Source organism: Staphylococcus sp. GDY8P57P (assembly GCF_017892585.1).
Classification (GTDB): domain Bacteria; phylum Bacillota; class Bacilli; order Staphylococcales; family Staphylococcaceae; genus Staphylococcus; species Staphylococcus borealis.
The window spans coordinates 262322-281686 of record NZ_JAESLK010000019.1 but is presented as its reverse complement, the minus strand read 5'-3'; the positions used below and the strand labels follow the sequence as shown (position 1 = coordinate 281686).

Annotated in this window: 17 protein-coding genes; all 17 read right to left on the bottom strand. The window is 34.6% G+C overall.

The window, feature by feature from the left end; translation table 11 throughout:
* Positions 1–53 precede the first annotated feature (53 nt).
* On the bottom strand, positions 54–1211 hold the full coding sequence (locus KA878_RS08210) for a nitrate/nitrite transporter (RefSeq protein ID WP_193839010.1): 1158 nt from the start codon (positions 1209–1211) through the stop codon (positions 54–56).
* 367 nt (positions 1212–1578) lie between these two features.
* Complete coding sequence (nreC, locus tag KA878_RS08205) at positions 1579–2232, bottom strand: nitrate respiration regulation response regulator NreC (protein ID WP_193839009.1); 654 nt, start codon at positions 2230–2232, stop codon at positions 1579–1581.
* Positions 2233–2253: 21 nt separating this feature from the next.
* Positions 2254–3288 carry a nitrate respiration regulation sensor histidine kinase NreB gene (gene nreB / locus KA878_RS08200; RefSeq protein ID WP_053028697.1) on the bottom strand — a complete coding sequence of 345 codons (1035 nt, stop codon included), beginning with the start codon at positions 3286–3288 and terminating at the stop codon, positions 2254–2256.
* A 9-nt stretch (positions 3289–3297) separates the two neighbouring features.
* Positions 3298–3747, bottom strand: coding sequence for a nitrate respiration regulation accessory nitrate sensor NreA (gene nreA, locus KA878_RS08195; protein WP_210125911.1), 450 nt, complete (start codon positions 3745–3747; stop codon positions 3298–3300).
* 23 nt (positions 3748–3770) lie between these two features.
* Complete coding sequence (gene narI, locus KA878_RS08190) at positions 3771–4454, bottom strand: respiratory nitrate reductase subunit gamma (protein WP_070854659.1); 684 nt, start codon at positions 4452–4454, stop codon at positions 3771–3773.
* Entirely contained in the window at positions 4447–5022 is a 576-nt protein-coding gene (gene narJ / locus KA878_RS08185; protein ID WP_053028699.1) for a nitrate reductase molybdenum cofactor assembly chaperone, read from the bottom strand. Before narJ ends, narI begins: the two co-directional genes overlap by 8 nt.
* Complete coding sequence (gene narH / locus KA878_RS08180) at positions 5015–6568, bottom strand: nitrate reductase subunit beta (RefSeq protein WP_053028700.1); 1554 nt, start codon at positions 6566–6568, stop codon at positions 5015–5017. Before narH ends, narJ begins: the two co-directional genes overlap by 8 nt.
* Positions 6558–10241 (bottom strand): nitrate reductase subunit alpha, encoded by a 3684-nt coding sequence (locus tag KA878_RS08175; RefSeq protein WP_210142137.1) that lies wholly within the window; start codon positions 10239–10241, stop codon positions 6558–6560. Before KA878_RS08175 ends, narH begins: the two co-directional genes overlap by 11 nt.
* 207 nt (positions 10242–10448) lie before the next feature.
* Entirely contained in the window at positions 10449–11393 is a 945-nt protein-coding gene (gene cobA / locus KA878_RS08170) for a uroporphyrinogen-III C-methyltransferase (RefSeq protein WP_075108102.1), read from the bottom strand.
* Complete coding sequence (gene nirD, locus KA878_RS08165) at positions 11384–11698, bottom strand: nitrite reductase small subunit NirD (RefSeq protein ID WP_011274977.1); 315 nt, start codon at positions 11696–11698, stop codon at positions 11384–11386. Before nirD ends, cobA begins: the two co-directional genes overlap by 10 nt.
* A 3-nt stretch (positions 11699–11701) precedes the next feature.
* Entirely contained in the window at positions 11702–14113 is a 2412-nt protein-coding gene (nirB, locus tag KA878_RS08160; RefSeq protein ID WP_075108103.1) for a nitrite reductase large subunit NirB, read from the bottom strand.
* Between the two features lie 248 nt (positions 14114–14361).
* The gene (locus KA878_RS08155; protein WP_193839007.1) at positions 14362–15078 is read right to left on the bottom strand and encodes a sirohydrochlorin chelatase; all 717 of its coding nucleotides are present in this window, start codon (positions 15076–15078) and stop codon (positions 14362–14364) included.
* Positions 15079–15284: 206 nt separating this feature from the next.
* Positions 15285–16106 carry a formate/nitrite transporter family protein gene (locus KA878_RS08150; protein ID WP_075108105.1) on the bottom strand — a complete coding sequence of 274 codons (822 nt, stop codon included), beginning with the start codon at positions 16104–16106 and terminating at the stop codon, positions 15285–15287.
* Positions 16107–16248: 142 nt separating this feature from the next.
* Positions 16249–16431, bottom strand: a complete 183-nt coding sequence (locus KA878_RS08145; protein ID WP_053028706.1) for a hypothetical protein — start codon at positions 16429–16431, stop codon at positions 16249–16251.
* Between the two features lie 59 nt (positions 16432–16490).
* Positions 16491–16970 (bottom strand): SRPBCC family protein, encoded by a 480-nt coding sequence (locus KA878_RS08140; protein ID WP_075108107.1) that lies wholly within the window; start codon positions 16968–16970, stop codon positions 16491–16493.
* A 158-nt stretch (positions 16971–17128) separates the two neighbouring features.
* Positions 17129–17644 (bottom strand): YceI family protein, encoded by a 516-nt coding sequence (locus KA878_RS08135; protein WP_053028707.1) that lies wholly within the window; start codon positions 17642–17644, stop codon positions 17129–17131.
* Between the two features lie 136 nt (positions 17645–17780).
* Positions 17781–19331 (bottom strand): zinc ABC transporter substrate-binding lipoprotein AdcA, encoded by a 1551-nt coding sequence (gene adcA, locus KA878_RS08130; protein WP_193839006.1) that lies wholly within the window; start codon positions 19329–19331, stop codon positions 17781–17783.
* Positions 19332–19365: the final 34 nt, after the last annotated feature.

Below are 19365 nucleotides of genomic sequence, written 5' to 3'. Positions count from 1 at the left end.
AGAGCAATACAAAGCTATCATTAGCCTTGTATTGCTCTTATGAATGTATAAACTTATTTTGCGTATTCTTTTTTATATAAGTGTCCCATTGTAATAAATGCTAAGATACCGAATATTGCTAAAAGAATAAACGCTAAATGACTTGAACCTGTTAATCCTGTTACGTAAGTAATCACTAGTGGTGGGAAGAATCCGCCTAAACCACCCATCATTGAAACAATACCATTGGCTGCACCAGATTCATTTGCAAAGTATGAAGGCACGAGTTTAAATATTAAACCATTACCTAACCCTGCACAGATACTGATTGTTAAACAACCAATCGTAAATAATGCGATATGACTTGAAATGCCTAAAATAACGGCACCTATAACCATAATAATAAAGTCAATCATTAGTACTTTAACCGCATTAAACTTATCTCCAAGAATCCCTCCGACCGGTCTCAAGAATGTAGCTAAAGCTATAAATACACCTGATCGAATCCCTGCATCTACTTTATCAATACCAAAATTATTTACTAAGTAGTTAGGTAAGAATAATCCAAATGCTACAAAAGCACCAAATGTAATAAAATACCATAGACTTAAATAATATAATTTGTAATTTGATGATAATTTTTTAAATTGAGATGCTAAAGGTACTTTCACTTTTGGTTCATTTTTATCACCAAAAAAGAACATTAAAACGGCAAAAATAGCAATGATAATCAAATAGCTTCTTACTGTTGTTTGCCAACCAATAATACCTGCAATCGGTGGTGCTAAGAATGATGATACTGCTGTACCAATGTTACCCATACCATAAATACCATTCGCAAGTCCTACTTTATCTTTTGAAAAATATTTTGGTACAGACGTTACACCGACTGAGAAAATCGCGCCACCAACACCTAAAAAGAATCCTGATAGCATTAACATGCCTGGTGTTTGTGCTTGTCCTAAAAAGAATATTGGGAATAATAGAACGACAAAACTACAGAAGAATACCCATTTCGCGCCGATAACATTCGTTAAATAGCCAAATGGTACGCGTAGTATTGAACCTAATATAACCGGAATTGCCAGTATAATTGATAACTGACCAGGATTAACCTTAATATCTTGTGAGATATACGGCATTAATGGAGAAATGATACTCCAAGCCATAAATCCTACTACAAGACTTAACGTTTGTAATGTAAGTTGAAAGCCACCTTTTGTCTTATACATTTTTTCACCTTCATCATTTCATTTTCTTTATCAGTAATTGTTATATAAAAGAGGTCAAAAATTTATATTTCAATCACATTACTGATTACATTTAAATTTTAGTAGATTTGTGAAAAAATGAACATAAGGACATTCCCTTATACTGCCGGGGAATCCCCCTATATTTTCTATCCCGAAATGAACATAAATAAAGAGGCCAGGATGGCATTCTTCTCGAATTCGTCTTCCTAGCCTCTTAAGGATGATTAGATTTGAGAACGGCTTAATTTAAGAACCTTCTCAATTCAGTCAGCTACTGCGCATTTGCCATGTAGCTTAAATGATGTTTTTACCTATAACACATTCGTTTTTAGAGATGTAAATGTAATTAAAAATCCAACAATTTCTTTTTCAATGCATATTCAACTAACTCGGGCTTAGATTTTAAATCCAGTTTCGTCATAATATGTGTCTTATGTGCCTCGACCGTTTTAACCGACACAAACAACTTTTCGGCAATATCTTTATTGCCATACCCCTTAGCAATGAGCGGTAAGATTTCTAGTTCTCTTTTAGATAAAATTTTAAAAGGATCATTCGTAGATACGTCATCTGAATGCTTATGATTCACAAATTCATTAACTAACGATGTCGTCAACTTCATATCTACATAGGTTTCACCTTTATAAACTGTGCGAACTGCTAACAATAACTGTTCGTCAGGTGCATTTTTTAAAATATAGCCTTTAGCGCCATTACGAAGAACGTGGAACAGATATTCTTCATCATCATACATCGTTAATATTAAGATTTTAGTTTCTGGAAAGCTTTCTGATATCTTACTTGTCGCTATTAAACCAGATTCGCCAGGTTGCATACTTAAATCCATAATTAAGACATCTGGTTTATGTTCCATCACTTTCTGATAAGCCTCTCCCCCATCAGCAGCGGTTGCAACAACTTCCATATCTTCTTGAAAGTTTAATATCATTGAAAATCCTGTTCTAACGACTGCATGATCGTCTGCGATTACAATCTTCACTTTATATTCCCCTAACTTACTTTAAACTGGTACTTCTAACGTTATAATTGTCCCCTTGCCAATGTGCGTTTCAATGTTCACTGATCCTTTGACAAGTTCTGCTCTTTCGTTCATACCATATAATCCTAACCCTGTTCCTTGTGGTTTCAAATTAGGATCAAAACCATTACCTCTATCAATCACTTCTGCGATAAGACCCTCTGGCGTTTGTTGGACAGACACATCTACTTCATAAACGCCAGCATATTTCAATGCATTAAATATTGCCTCTTGAACCACTCGATAAACGACTGTTTCAATTTCACTATCGAAACGTTGATTTTGAATATTTGATTGATACACAACGTTAAATCCATAATTTTGTTCTAATTGCTTGAAATACGATTTAAAAGCCGCTTCCAATCCTAAATCATCGAGTGATGAAGGTCTTAGTTCAACTGACATGTTTCGAATGTCATTAATTAAATTAGACATTAAAACTTCAATGTGCTCAGATTTCTCAATCAGTTGTGACATATCTTGTTGATATTTTAACAATCTCAACTCAACATCTACATTTAACATTTCTTGAACAACACTGTCATGTAGTTCTCTAGAAATACGTTTTCTTTCGTTCTCCTGTGCGGCAATCGTTTTACGTAACATTTGACGTTGATACATTTTTTCTTGACGCTGAATTTGTGGTGATATGTCTTGTAATGTAAAGGCATAGATTTGAGCCTCTTCATCAATACATTGATAAGACGCTGTAAAAGGTTGAATCTTATTATCCACAGTCTTCATGAACACTTGGAAGTTCATATCATTCGGCTTTGTTGTATCTAAATAACAATTAATACAACTTTGTAATGCAAATTCATTAGAGTAACCTTCACAACGATTACATATTGCATTTGTCATAGCACTATAGTTATTGTCCTTTGAAATGATTTCTTCAGCAGCATCATTCATAGCAATAACTTTACCATCTTTATTCACAAAGACGATTTTTTCGTTCGTTTTTTCATAATATTTTTTTAGTAAGTTCTCTAAATCGAGATTATAAACATCCAACATTAGGATCACCTACATTTCTTCTGAAAATGTCCATAGCTTACCATGAATATCCAACGTTTCATAATCGGGTAACGCCTTACCATCTCTTTGACCTAAGAGTAAGACGCCATATACTTGATTATTGTAACATAATGGAATCGCAACCATTGCTGTCAAGTCTTCAGCAATTAAAATAGGATATTTAATCTTATCTTCAGGTGATAAGATTGAAGCAACGTCGTCAATAATCATTCGTTTACCAGTCTTCATAACCATACCCGCTAAGCCACGGCCTTTACGTAAGATAATCATTTTATAACGTTGATTCGTATTGCCTGAAACATAATGCCATTTAATAGGCGCTGAACTATTATGGTGTTCATATAATGCTACACCTGCAAAATCGTAGCCTTCGTTAACCCTTAGATCATTCAATTGTTGTTGGAAATCCTGCTTCTTAAAAACTGGAGTGGTCGTAATCACATTTGAATCTCCTCTCATACTCATGAACGTGTTTTATGTTTACGATAAACAATATATCTGCGATTAGTATACGATAGTGGCACACTCCATACATGTACTAAACGTGTGAATGGCCAGCAAGCTAAAATTGTAAATCCTAGTAAGATGTGAATTTTAAATGATAAAGGCACATCTGTCATTAAGCTTGCATCAGGTGAGAAAGTAAATAAGTGTCTAAACCAGATAGATATCGTTTGACGATAATCAAAGTCACTTACCACCGCATTCGTAACTAATGTTGAATAACAACCCATGAAAATAATTAATATTAATAAAAAATTGACAAAAATATCAGATGCTGAACTTAGCTTTCTAACATTTTTAATTGTAATACGTCGTGCTGTTAAGAGTAACATACCAATAAACGTCATTATACCAAAGATACTACCAATGTATACAGCACCAAAATGATACATTTCTTCACTAACGCCTAGGCCATCAATCCATTTGGCTGGTATCGCAAGTCCTACGACGTGACCAAAAAATACTGGAATGATACCTAAATGGAATAATAAGCTACCCCATTTTAATTGTTTCTTTTCTAGGAATTCACTAGATTTCGCAGTCCATGAGAACTGATCATATTTATAACGTGCAATGTGGCCAACAATAAAGATAGCTACACACAAATAAGGAAAGATAATCCATAAAAATTGATTAAGCATGAGATGTCACCTCATTTGGAATTTCTAAGCAAGCTTTCAATGTATTTCTTAACGCACGTATCACGTATGCATAAGGATTGTTGTCTTGCGCTAATTGATTGGCCATTTCATACGTACCATCTTCAATAATCATAATAACCAATTCAATATTTCCTTCAGCACGTGGATCGTTTTGCCATGTTGCTACATGCAAGAACTGCAACATCAACGGTAGATAATCAGATAACTCATTATCTACCATTTTCAAACCAAACATTTCATATAACACTTTAAGTTTGGCTAACATTTGGCCACGCTCTTTTTGCGTATCAAATTTGTTATAAGTCATATAGAGTGGTGATTTTTTATTGAAATCAAATGTATCTGTATAAATCGCTTTAATTTCTGATAGTGTGAATTGATGCATAATTTCTCTATATTTTACTAAATCATCGTAACCAGGATGTGATGGCTCAATCGTTTCTTCAAATGTTTTTGGATGGAACGTAAGTTTCTCAGGAAAATTAAGTTGCTGTGCAATATATCCAAAGCTTTCTTGATAATAATGAAATTGTTGTAAATTAATCACGGAAAATACCTCCATAGAAATTCTCATTATAAATTTCTTGTCCTGTTTTTCCTGAACCTACTGGAACACCACAGCCTTCACAATTATCACCAAAGTACTCGCCACCGTAACCTTGACTACCTTGTGCATGATACGTATCTAAATAAGTTTCTTTATGAGATGTTGGTACAACAAAGCGGTCTTCATATTTCGCTAAACCTAATAATCGATACATATCTTTAGTTTGAATTTCAGATAATCCAAGTCTTTCTAATTTCGATGTATCAAATTCTTTACCTGTAACTTGAGAACGCATGTAGCTTCTCATCATTGCCATCTTTTGTAGTGATTCCTTAACAGGTTGAACATCACCAGCGGTAAATAGATTTGCTAAGTATTCGATTGGTAAACGCATTTCTTCAATTGCTGGGAAAATCATATCTGGATTTTGACCAGCATTTTTACCTTCGAAATAGCTCATGATTGGGCTCAATGGTGGGCAATACCAAACCATAGGCATTGTTCTAAATTCTGGGTGTAAAGGAAATGCTAATTTATATTCGATTGCTAATTTATAGACTGGTGAGTTTTGCGCTGCTTCAATCCATTCATAGCTAATACCATCTTTTTCAGCTTGTTCAATCACAGCTTCATCGAATGGATTTAAGAAAATGTCTAATTGTTTTTCATATAAATCTTGTTCATTTTCAGCTGAAGCTGCTTCATGAACTCTATCAGCATCATATAATAAGACACCTAAATATCTCATTCTACCTGTACATGTTTCAGAACAAACAGTTGGTAATCCCGCTTCAATTCTTGGGAAACAGAATGTACATTTTTCTGCTTTATTTGTTTTCCAGTTGAAGTAAACTTTTTTATAAGGACAGCCTGTCATACAATAGCGCCAACCACGACATGCATCTTGGTCAACTAAAACGATACCGTCTTCATCACGTTTATACATGGCACCTGAAGGACATGACGCAACGCAACTAGGGTTTAAGCAGTGTTCACATAGACGAGGCAAATACATCATGAACGTTTCATCAAATTGGAATTTAATATCTTCTTCGATTTTTTGGATATTTGGATCTTCTGGACCAGTAATATGTGCGCCAGCTAAGTCATCTTCCCAGTTAGGTCCCCACTCGAGATTAAGTTTTTCGCCAGAAATTAATGAGTGTGCTTTAGCCACTGGTGAATGTTTACCTTCTTTAGCAGTTGTTAAATGTTCATAGTTATATGTCCATGGTTCATAATAGTCTTTAATCAGTGGCATATCTGGGTTGTAAAAGATTTTACCTAACGCCATTTTTGTCCAACGACTACCAGATTTAAGTTCTAATTTTCCTTTTTTATTTAAGACCCAACCACCTTTATAATGTTCTTGGTCTTCCCATCGTTTCGGATATCCGACACCTGGTTTTGTTTCTACGTTGTTGAACCACATGTATTCCGCACCTGGACGGTTCGTCCAAGTGTTCTTACATGTTACGCTGCAAGTGTGGCAACCTATGCATTTATCTAAATTTAACACCATTGCAATTTGCGCTTTAATCTTCAAGCCAATTTACCTCCTTCATTTTTCTCACTGCTACGTATACGTCACGTTGATTTCCAATTGGTCCATAATAGTTAAAGTGATAGCTAATTTGTGCATATCCACCTACAAGTTGGGTAGGTTTTAAGTGAATTCTTGTTGGTGCGTTGTGTGAACCACCGCGTGTATCTGTAATTTCTGACCCTGGTGTTTCAATATGTTTATCTTGTGCGTGGTACATGAACATTGTGCCTCTTGGCATACGGTGTGATGTGACAGCTCTTGCAGTTACAACACCGTTTCTGTTGTATACTTCTAACCAATCATTATCGTTAATGCCATGTTCTTCAGCATCTTCATTAGATAACCAAACGACTGGGCCACCTCTAAATAATGTCAACATACGTTCATTATCTTGATATGTTGAGTGAATATTCCATTTACCATGAGGTGTTAAATAACGTAATACTAATGCATCTTGTCCACCTTTAACTTGCTTATCTCTCGTACCGAATACCATTGGTGGTAACGTTGGTTTGTATACTGGTAAGCTTTCACCAAATTGTTGGAACACTTCGTGATCGATATAATAACTTTGTCTACCTGTGAGTGTTCTAAATGGTACAAGACGTTCAATATTGGTTGTAAATGGTGAATATCTACGTCCATTTTTATTTGAACCAGGGAACACAGCTGTTGGTATTACTTCACGTGGTTGTGACGTAATATTTAAGAATGAAATCTTTTCTGATGCGCGTTCTTTTGAAATATCTTTCAATTCCATACCTGTTTGATTTTCTAAATCTTCATATGATTTTTGTGATAATTTACCATTTGTCGCTGAAGATATATTCAAGATGGCATCTGCTACTTTTCTAGCTGTATCGATACGTGGACGATTCGTTCTAACTGATTCAGCATCTTCATCATTCCAAGTACCTACCATACTTTTAAGTTCTTCATATTCGTCTTTAACACTAAAGCTTACGCCGTGTGCACCAACTTTTGCTTTTTCAAGTAATAGACCTAAAGTCACATATTTATCGTAAATTTTAGTGTAATCTCTTTCTACAACTGCGAAGTTTGGCATTGTTTTACCTGGAACAGCTTCAACTTCACCTTTAGACCAATCTTTGACGATACCATATTCAGAACCCAACTCTTGTTTAGAGTCATGGCCAAGTGGTGTCGTTACAACGTCTTTAAATGTACCTGGTAAATAATCTTTTGCCATTTCAGAAACAGCTTTACTTAATGTTTTATAAATATCCCAGTCTGAACGTGATTCCCATAATGGATCAATAGCTGGATTAAATGGATGAATGAATGGATGCATGTCTGTTGATGATAAGTCATGTTTTTCATACCATGTTGCTGCTGGTAAGACGATATCTGAGTACAATGGTGTCGCAGTCATTCTGAAATCCAACGATACTAGTAAATCTAATTTACCTTCTGTATCTTCACGCCATTTAATTTCTTCTGGTTTATCTTCTTCATTAGGTTTAGCCATTAATCCTGAACGTGTACCTAATAAATGTTTCATAAAGTATTCTTGCCCTTTAGCAGAACTTGAAATTAAATTTGAACGCCAAACAAATAATGTTTTTGGATGGTTCTTTCTTAAATCTGGATCTTCGATCGCAAATTGCGTTTCTTTATTTTTCACAGATTCTATCGCTTTATTTAAAATAGCTTCATTTGAATCATCACCCTCATCTTTGGCTTCTTCCCCGAATAATAGACTATTTTTATTAAATTGAGGGTAAGATGGTAACCAACCTAATCTCGCTGCCGTCACATTATAATCAGCTGGATGTTGATGTTTAATATTATTTGCGAGTGGTGATTTCAATTTATCAACATTAGATTCTTCGTATTTCCATTGGTCCGTTGCAAAATAGAACCAACTTGTACCATTTTGTAAACGTGGTGGTCCTTGCCAGTCTTTAGCAAAGGCTACAGTATTCCATCCCTCAATTGGTCGACATTTTTCTTGTCCAACGTAGTGTGCCCAGCCACCACCGTTCACACCTTGACAGCCACATAATAGAACTAGATTTAAAATCGCGCGATAAATCGTATCTGAGTTGAACCAGTGGTTAATACCCGCACCCATGATAATCATTGAGCGCCCTTCTGTATCAATAGCATTTTGCGCAAACTCTCTTGCTACTTGTGTCACTAATTCTGGTTTAATACCTGTTACACGTTGCTGCCATGCTGGTGTATATTTTGATTCTGCATCATCATAAGATGTTGCTTCTAATTCATGGTTAAATCGTTTAATACCATATTGACTTGTCATCAAGTCATATACCGTCGCAACATACACTTCTTTGCCGTTAGCTAATGTGACTTTTCTAGCTGCAATCGGTCTTTCAAAGATGCCATCACCTTGACTATCAAAGTAAGGGAATTGAATCGTTTTGATTTCATATGTGTCTTCCGCCATAGACATTGCTGGATCAATCTTAGAACCATCTTCATTTTCTAATTTTAAGTTCCACTTCTTGCCTTCTTCCCAGCGTTGACCCATTGTGCCATTAGGTACTACAAATTGACGACTATTGATATCGTGAATGACCGGTTTCCATTCGCTATTTTCACTATCCATACCTAAATCACTTGCACGTAAAAATCGTCCTGCTTTATAACCATTGTCGTCTTCATCTAACATAATGACGAAAGGCATATCTGAATATTGTTTAGAATAGTTAATGAACATATCACTCGGATTATCTTGATAATATTCTTGTAAGATAACGTGTGTCATCGCTTGTGCTACCGCTGCATCTGTACCTGGATTAGGTGCTAACCAGTTATCTGCAAATTTAACATTTTCTGCGTAGTCTGGTGCTACAGAAACCACTTTAGTTCCTTTGTATCTTACTTCTGTCATAAAGTGTGCATCCGGTGTACGTGTAAGTGGTACATTTGAGCCCCACATAATAATATAAGCAGCATTGTACCAGTCACTTGATTCAGGTACGTCTGTTTGTTCACCCCAAATTTGAGGTGACGCAGGTGGTAGATCGGCATACCAATCATAGAAGCTTAGCATTTCTCCACCAAGTAAATTAATAAATCTCGCACCTGCTGCGTAACTAATCATTGACATCGCTGGAATAGGGGTGAATCCAGCAATTCGGTCTGGACCATCCTTTTTAATGGTATACAAAATTTGTGCAGCGATGATGTCTGTTACATCTTTCCAGTTAGCACGAACATGGCCACCTTTACCACGTGCTTGTTTATACATTTTCGCTTTCTCTTCATCTTCAACGATTGAAGCCCAAGCAGCAATGCGGTTACCATTATTTTCTTCTAATGCAGTCGTCCATAAATCTAATAATTTTCCTCTAATGTATGGATATTTCACACGAAGTGGACTATATTCATACCAAGAAAATGATGCACCACGAGGACAACCACGCGGTTCAAATTCTGGCATATCAGGACCACAACTTGGATAATCAATTTGTTGGTTCTCCCATGTGATCACACCATTTTTTACGAATACTTTCCATGAACATGATCCTGTACAGTTAACACCATGTGTTGTTCGAACTACTTTATCGTGACTCCATCTTTCACGGTACATTTTTTCCCATTCTCTACTTTTGCTCTCAAGAACTGACCAGTTTCCATTAAATTTTTCAGTTGGTTTGAAAAAGTTTAATCCAAATTTTCCCATCTATATGAATCCTCCTACCGTTAAAGGTATTAACTTATTCCGATTTGCCGTTTTACTTTTGAATTTATAATGATTGTACAATTTTTCACATATGATAGGTATTAGGGAATGTCCTAATTTGAATGGGGGAATCCCTAAAAAATAAAAAAAGCAGGCAGTGGTACTTAACTCTCTAAGAATTTGTAGTACCACGCCTGCAAGGATGACTTAACAATTAATATATTTAATTTTATTGTCATTGATAATTTGTTGATGTAAGTGTTGTTGTGTTGGATGGTAACTTTCATCAACGTCTATTAAACAGCGATAACCTGTTTCTGACATTTCTTCTGCTTTTAATAAAGCATCTTCTTTAGAACCTTTTATCACATATAATGTATCATCAACATTGCGTTCATGTTCTTGTGACACAACGTGTGCTTTATCGATATGATCAACAATCGCGCCTAATATACAGATACCTGGTTCACCTTCAAGTTCATGTTGTTGTAATTGATGTTCAATTGTACTTAATTTACCAATAATTACACGTTGGTTATAACACGTTGCATTAAAGACAATTGCAATCGAATAATCTTCAGTTGTATACGCAGTAATTTGTTTGATAATATGACCTAATCGCTTAATTCCCATATAGATAGCTAACGTACCACCATTAATGAGATTACGAATATCCGTTTCTTGATTGATTGAATCTTTGAAATGGCCTGTCGAGAACGTAACACTTGGTGCTACTGATCGTAATGTCAAACCTAAATCCATTGTTGCAACAGCTGCACTTGCCGAAGTGACACCAGGAACAATTTCGTAGTCAATGTCATAGTCTTTTAAAGTATTCACTTCTTCAGTAACACGACCAAATATCGCTGGATCGCCACCTTTAAGACGTATCACCGTTTGATATTGTTTTGCAGCCTCAACGATTTTCAAATTGATTTCATCTTGCTGTATATGTTTCGCATAAGGTTTTTTACCGACATCAATGATTTCAGCGTCAGCTGGTGCATATTGTAGGATAAGCGGATTAACTAAACGATCATACAGAATAACGTCTGCTTTCTTAATGCATCGCTCTGCTTTTTTAGTTAAAAGGTTGGGGTTCCCAGGACCCGCACCAATCAAATATACCTTTGCCTTCTCATTTATAGACATACATATACGTCTCCATCAATGACTTCCACTTGATATGTTTCAACACATCCCGTATCTGGTTCTTGGACTTCTCCACTTCTTAAATCAACTTTTTGATCATGTAATGGGCAATAAACATAGTCACCACTCACTGTTCCTTCTGATAAAGGCCCTTGTTTATGAGGACAAATATTATTAATTGCATGAATGTCTCCACTTTCAGTTAAGAAAATGCCAATTTCTTTACCATCAACAATTACTTTTTTACCAATTAATGGTGTTAATTCTTCTAATGTCGTTACTTTAACTTTTTCCATAGATTTCATCGTTTACACCCTCTCAACTTCAAAGATTTTTTGAGCTTCTTTATCTTCAACGATTGCTTCCCAAGGTTCGCCATGTCCATCAATCGCTTTTTTAGCATCCATAATTCTATCGAATAATTCTTTTTGACGTTCAGGATCTAATAACACTTCTTTGACGTTTTCAAAGCCTAAACGATTTAACCAAGGTGCAGTTCTTTCTGCGTAAATACCTGTTTCACGATAATATTGCATTAATGCACCACATAATTGGATAACATCATCTTCAGTTTCAACAGTAGTTAATAATTTACCTACAGTAACGTCTGTACCACCGTTACCGCCAATATAAATTTGATATCCATTTTCTACTGAGATAACACCGAAATCTTTAACACCAGATTCAACACAACTACGTGGGCAACCAGATACACCCATTTTAAATTTATGTGGTGTGTCGATATATTCAAATGTTTTTTCTAAACGAATACCTAAGCGTGTAGTATATTGTGTACCAAATCGACAGAATTCTTTACCGACACAACTTTTAACAGAACGTGTTTTCTTACCATAAGCTGAAGCTGAACGCATACCTAAATCTTTCCAAACTTGAGGTAATTCTTCTTTTTTCAATCCGTATAAACCGACACGTTGTGAACCTGTTACTTTAACTAAAGGTACGTTGTATTTTTTAGCAACTTCGCCTAATCGAATCAATTGATCAGCATCTGTTACGCCACCACGCATTTGTGGAATAACAGAGAATGTACCATCGTTTTGAATATTAGCATGGTAACGTTCATTTGCGAATCGTGATTCTTTTTCATCCTGGTGATCATGTGGATATACCATATTTAAATAGTAGTTAATTGCTGGTCGACATTTAGGGCAACCATTTTTATCTTTAAAATCGAGAACATGACGCACTTCTTTAGAAGTTTTAAGCCCTTTAGCTCTGATTTGCGTTACAATTTGGTCGCGTGTTAAGTCTGTACATGCACAAATACCAGTTGGTTTTGCTGCTACAAAGTCATCACCTAATGTGCATTGTAATAACTCGCCGATTTGACCTTTACATTTACCACAAGAGTTACCTGCTTTAGTTGCTTTTGTAACTTCGTCAACAGATGTTAAACCTTTCGTAGTAATTGCATTCACAATCGTACCTTTATCGACACCATTACAACCACAAATCGTTTCATCGTCTGGCATGTCAGCAATTGATGTTACCGCTTCTTCGCCACCTTTGTATAATAATGAAACCAATGTATAGTCTTCTAAAGATTCATGTTTTTTCATCATGTTATAAAATCTTGAACCATCATCCGTATCACCGTACAACACTGCTCCGACAACTTGACCTTCACTTAAGTACACTTTTTTATAAATGTTATCTACACTATTGAAAATTTCAATCCCATGGACATTATCATTTTCAACAATTTGTCCTGCGCTGTATAAATCACAGCCAGATACTTTTAATGAAGTGAATGTTGTAGACCCTTTATAACCTTCTGTTTCTTTGCCAGTTAAATAGTCGGCTAACACTTTACCTTGTTCATAAAGTGGTGCGACTAAACCGTATACTTTGCCATTATGTTCTGAACATTCACCGACAGCGTAAATATTTGGATCTGATGTTTGTAAATAGTCGTTAACGACAATACCTCTATTTACTTCTAAGCCAGCGTCTCGAGCGACTTGTGTAAATGGACGGATACCTACTGCCATAACGACTAAATCCGTCTCAATCACTCTTCCGTCTGCTAATCTAATCGCTTCAACATCATCTTTACCTATAATTTCTTTAGAGTTTGCTTGTAACTCGATATTCATACCTTGACGTTCTAAATCTGCTTTAAGCATACCACCAGCTTTACGGTCTAGCTGCATTTCCATTAGCCATTCTGCTAGGTGTAATACAGTAACTTCCATGCCTTGGTCCATAAGACCTCTTGCACATTCAAGTCCTAACAATCCACCACCAATGACGACTGCTCTTTTTTTCGTTTTAGCGATGTCAATCATACGTTCAGTATCTTCGATTGTTCTCCAACCAATTACACTTGGTAAATCTGAACCAGGTATAGGTAATACAAATGCACTTGAACCAGTTGCAAAAATACAGATATCGTATTTAACTTCAATACCTTTTGAAGTTGTTACCGTTTGAGCGGAACGATCAACTGTTTCCACTGGGTCATTAACGATTAACTCGATGTTATTTTCTTCATACCATTCATATGGATTCATGATTGTTTCTTCAACAGTCATTTTCTTTTGTAATATATTTGATAACATAATTCTGTTATAATTCGGGTAAGGTTCTTTACCAATAATCGTGATATCAAATTGTGAATCAGAACGTTCAAGAATTTCTTCGATCGTTCTTAAACCTGCCATGCCGTTTCCAATCATTACTAATTTTTGTTTAGTCATAAAATATGCCCCTTTTATCACTTAAAATTTACTTATTTTCCATTTGCAATATTTGTTATTATTAAATGTTTGAATTTATACATTTGTTTCTTCACTGTTATTCTATAACAAATCCCCTTAAAAATGTGATTAAATTCACAAATATTAGTAAAATCGGGGAATTCCCTAATACGCTATTTGCACATAAAATAATAGGAGTAGGACAATGCATTCAATACGAATGGCGTCCTACTCCTTATAATCTGAGTTTATTTATTATCTAATTGTTCTAAACGATCACTAATAATTAATTTTAAAATGTTATCAAAGTTGATAGATGGCGTAATATGCAGTGTACCTTGAATATCCATTTCCGAAATCAGGCGTTTCACTTTATTAACAAGGCGTCCATCATATAGAAACATAGGTACAACAATTAATGTTTCATACTGCTCAGCTAATTGGTCTAAATCATTTCTGAAGGTAATATCACCATATAATGTTCGACAAAAGACAGGTACGTCTTGCTTTAGCTTCTTACCAAAGGATTTCAACTCATCATGCGCTTGCGTATATGAAAAACTACCATGCGCAATAAGAACAATGGCATGATTTACCGAAGCATCCACATTAACGTCTCGAATTCGTCTTTCAACTAAATCGACCATTAAATCGTGTGTGCCAAGTGGTTCACTAATCTCGTAATGAATTTGTGGGTGTGTTTGTTTAATGTGCGCAAGTATATTCGGCACATCTACAATATAGTGCATGGCTGAAAAAATTAATAACGGCACCACTTTAAAATGTGTTTCTCCCGCTTGAATTAAACGCCCTATTGTATTCTCAATACTTTTCTCTTCACTCTCTATAAATGCGAGTTCATATTGATAGGTTTCATCTCTTAAGAGCGACTCTAAAAATGCTTCTAACGCTTGATTTTGGTCACCTTTTCTCATACCATGTGCAACTAAAATATTGGCTACCAATCCTGTCATCCCCCTTTAATCCATGTGCAATCACAATCCATTGAATGCGTCATTAAACTTTAAATGTTGATTAAAATCATATGTTTTTCTACTAATCAAGTCAAGTCTGTTGGTTAATTTGTCACTAATAAAAAAAGTTGAGACAAACATAGGGTAGAATTCCTAATGAATTCATTATCCTAGCCGTTAATCTCAACCAATCCGCCTTATTTATTAATTAAACTATCACGTGAACCATTCAAATAGGCATAAACTAAACCAATAAAGATACCCCCACCGATATAGTTACCAATTAAAGCAAACACAATATTTTTGATAACATCTAACCATGAAAGTGCATCTAAATTATAAAACACCATGCCTGCATATAAACCTGCATTAAAGACAACGTGTTCATAACCCATAAATACGAACACGACAACTCCTGCCGCAATAAAGAACGCTCTTGCTAATCCTTCTTTAAATAACATAGATACATAAATACCAATATTAATAAAGAAGTTACAAAAGATGGCTTTAACTAAAATATTTAGCCATGTTGATTCTACTGTCTTCATATGTACTGTTTTACTTAAACTGGCAATCATTTCCGGCGTCATTATATGTGTCCCTTTCATTAAGAAAAATAAAATAAATCCGCCAATAATATTTCCAATAAAGCAGAATAAGAAAATGAGTAGCATCTTATTAATAGTAATCGCTCTGTAATACCAGCCTACCGTTAAATACATAAAATTACTGGTCAATAATTCTGAATTAGTCAATACAATTAAAACTAAAGCTAAACTAAACGCAATCGCACCCAATAAATTAACTAATCCTTCGTTAGTTCCAGCAAATTGTGTTTTAATTGCTAACATAAATACAGTTACGATTGCTAATAAAAAACCTGACATCATCGCTTTCAAAGCGTATCGTCCAGGCGTTTTCTTTGCCATGATTTCTTTCGTCTGTACTTGTCCAACAGCCGCTTCTACAATATCACGAGTTGCGTGGGTATCTTCAACCGTTTTATTGTTCTTCAACATATGTATGCCCCCTACATCCTTTTCAAGTTATGTTTCAATTATATATTTTTTAAGAAAACATGAATAGATTAAATTTCAAACATCAAAAAAGTGAGGTGAGCTCGTGTCGTGTAAACACGATGCCACCTCACTTTGAGATTTACTATTTTTGTGATTTAAGTCTAGATAAATAACGCAATCCTGTAGCAAAGATACCATAGCCTAATGCAGTTCTTAACACATATTTAATTGCACTATTATCAATCGCTTTTGAATTCAATAGGATTGTAGGGATTAAAGTACTAACTGAAAATAAAGCAAGTACTTTCAAATATCTTTCCTTCATTTCATCAACCTCATTTCATCTACATTATAACGTAAATTTAGTGAGATTTTTTGACATCCTTATGACTTTTTACGTTTCAATAGTGCATCAAGTTGGTCTAACGTAGAATTCATTCCCGCTTCTACACCCATATCAAGTGCTTGTTGCGCAGCATCTTTCGTTGGAAAAATTGAAGTTGATGTAACACGCGTGCGTTCCTCTGATTCTGAAGTAAAATCCATGAAAATTTGCATACCAGGTAATGTTGTATCTTTTTCACCTTGAGGCGTAGCAAAGAAATCAAAATATTCAATGTGATGCGGTTTTTCGACTTTTTTATATTCTGTAAGTGTATAACTTGTTTGTTCTGGCATTTCAATCGCAAAGAAAGCATCCCCACCGGCAACCGGATTAAAACGATATACCTTTGTTTTGCCTCCTTGAGGATGGAACCATTGCTCAAATAACGCTTTCGTTGTGTACGATTCAAATACTTCATTGATTGGTGCTTCGAACGTTCTCGTAAATATAATTGTATTATCTTTGATCTGAATTGACATGTTAATCCCCCTACTTTAAAAAATGACTCACTCTGAATTTACCAGTTATTTATTTTTAATACAAAGATATAAAAAAACTCCCTTCAAAATTCACATGATCTCAATGTCTACTTTGAAGGGAGTCTATGCTTATATGTCGTATTTATTGTGACGAATGATTAGTCTTCAAGTGGAAATTCTAAATCGAATTCAACATGTAAGTCTTTGCCTAATAAGAATCCGCCAGTTTCAAGTTGTTGGTTAAATGTAATACCATATTTTTCACGATTAAGATTACCAGTAATAACTAAACCAGCTGTATTTTTACCGTTAAGTGGGTTTAAGCTAATACCTTTATAATCTAAATCAAATGTTTCTTCATGTGTTTGGTCTTTCATTGTTAAGTTACCAGTAACTGATTTTTCATCTACTTTTGTAATTTCAAATTTAATTTCTGGATAGTTTTCAGCGTCTAAGAAATCTGCGCTTTTAAGATGATTATCACGATCTGCTACTTTCGTATCAATTGAATTTGCTTTAACAGTAAACGTACCTTGTAATGAACTTAAATCGTTAAAATCACCTGAGATGTTAGCGTCAAATTCGTTAAAACGTCCTTTAACATTTGATACAACTAAGTGTTGAATAGAAAAGTTAACTCCTGAATGTGCTGGGTCTAAATTTAAATTAGCCATGTTTACATACCTCCAATATTTAAATTATGAAACTACGTAGCTGAAAACCAGTACGATAGTTTGTATAATTATTATACTTAGTATAATAAAACAACTTAAATAGAAATACAAGTAAAACGACTCACATTTAAATGATTTAATGTGCTAACATTTCTTCTTTGATATCATCCTTATCTAATGAAGCAGGATAGTACGTTGGCCAGTGATCCATTTCTTTAAGTAATGTTTCATTGTTATCACCCATAAAAATATGGAAATGTTCAGCTTTCTTAGGTGCAATATTATGATCACTAAACTGAACATATTTCGGTAATGATGGCGTATCATTGTTTTTCAATTTATAAATAAATCTCACACCGCGATTACCTTTCTTATAATCTAAGATTTTTTTACCAACATATTCATACGTTCCAGTTACCTTATTCCCATTTTTTTCAAAAGTAATGTTGTCACCTTCAATATGAATGTTAGAAATATCAGTTTTATAACCTTTTTCATAGTATGCTTTATATTCTTTTGCGGTCATACTGCTATCTTCTTCAGATTTATGTTTCATAACATCATCTAAATCACCATTTTTTAAATAAGGATAAACTGATTGCCATTCACCTTCATAATCTGATAGCGCACGATCTTTAACTTGCTCATCTTTAAAATAACCATCTGAAATTGCTTTGTCATGCTTATGTTCAGCTTTGTCATCTTGCACTTTTATATTGGAATCCAATGCTTTATCTAAAGCTTCAATATTTTTGTTCATTAATGTTTGATAATTTATTGATGTGTCTTTAGATTGTTCTTTATTTAATGACTCCATATTATAGAATTTTAATGGCTTGGCGTTGGTTTCTTTTCTGATTGTCTCAGTCACTTTGTTGGCAACATTATCTTCGTATAATATGTATTTAACATTTTTATCATTTATCTCTTTAACTAATTGTGTAAGTGCTTTTTGAGAAGGGTCTTCAGCGTTCATATTTTGAATTCCCTTTTGAACAAAGCCATAGCGATCTGCGAGATAACCTAATGATTCATGTGAAATAAATACAGCATTACCTTGTTTATCTTTAGTAATGTCTTTTAATTTATTGTCAATGTCATCTAATGATTTTTCTAATTTTTTATAATTTTTCTCATATTCATTTTTATGTTTTGGATCTTTAGCTACTAACTGTTCTTTAATTTCTTTAGCAAAGATTTTATTTTTCTCAGGATCTAACCATACGTGTGGATCATATCCGCCATGATGATGGTGGTGATGTTCATGTGCATCTGCATGTTCTTCATCACCGTGTTCATGCTGATCTGTGAGTAATGTTGAACGGTCTAATTTATCTTGTAATGATACTTTCTTTTTATCATCTTTAATTGTTGCTGCAACTTTCTTAGCGACTGGATCTAAATCGTCACCTGTATACACGAATAAATCAGATTTATTAACCTTTAACATGTCTTTCTGAGTTGGTTCATAATCATGTAAGTCTGAGCCAGCAGGATAAATGGATGATACATTCACATGATTACCACCTATTTGTTCTATAAAAGATTGTAAAGGATAAACGGTTGTAGACACATTGATTTTATCGCCATCCTTTGACGCCTTATTAGAACTATCTTCTTTTCCGCAAGCTACTAAAACACATAATATTATAGATAATAAAACGGTAAGACTTAAAAATCGCTTCATAATGCTCCTCCTAAATAGTAATAATTACGATTTA

Bases quoted from the DNA above. Each gene is read 5' to 3' on its own strand.
- KA878_RS08210 (WP_193839010.1), bottom strand. From the start codon at position 1,211: ATGTATAAGACAAAAGGTGGCTTTCAACTTACATTACAAACGTTAAGT.
- nreB (WP_053028697.1), bottom strand. From the start codon at position 3,288: ATGTTGGATGTTTATAATCTCGATTTAGAGAACTTACTAAAAAAATAT.
- narI (WP_070854659.1), bottom strand. From the start codon at position 4,454: ATGCTTAATCAATTTTTATGGATTATCTTTCCTTATTTGTGTGTAGCT.
- KA878_RS08175 (WP_210142137.1), bottom strand. From the start codon at position 10,241: ATGGGAAAATTTGGATTAAACTTTTTCAAACCAACTGAAAAATTTAAT.
- cobA (WP_075108102.1), bottom strand. From the start codon at position 11,393: ATGTCTATAAATGAGAAGGCAAAGGTATATTTGATTGGTGCGGGTCCT.
- nirD (WP_011274977.1), bottom strand. From the start codon at position 11,698: ATGAAATCTATGGAAAAAGTTAAAGTAACGACATTAGAAGAATTAACA.
- nirB (WP_075108103.1), bottom strand. From the start codon at position 14,113: ATGACTAAACAAAAATTAGTAATGATTGGAAACGGCATGGCAGGTTTA.
- KA878_RS08150 (WP_075108105.1), bottom strand. From the start codon at position 16,106: ATGTTGAAGAACAATAAAACGGTTGAAGATACCCACGCAACTCGTGAT.
- KA878_RS08145 (WP_053028706.1), bottom strand. From the start codon at position 16,431: ATGAAGGAAAGATATTTGAAAGTACTTGCTTTATTTTCAGTTAGTACT.
- KA878_RS08140 (WP_075108107.1), bottom strand. From the start codon at position 16,970: ATGTCAATTCAGATCAAAGATAATACAATTATATTTACGAGAACGTTC.
- KA878_RS08135 (WP_053028707.1), bottom strand. From the start codon at position 17,644: ATGGCTAATTTAAATTTAGACCCAGCACATTCAGGAGTTAACTTTTCT.
- adcA (WP_193839006.1), bottom strand. From the start codon at position 19,331: ATGAAGCGATTTTTAAGTCTTACCGTTTTATTATCTATAATATTATGT.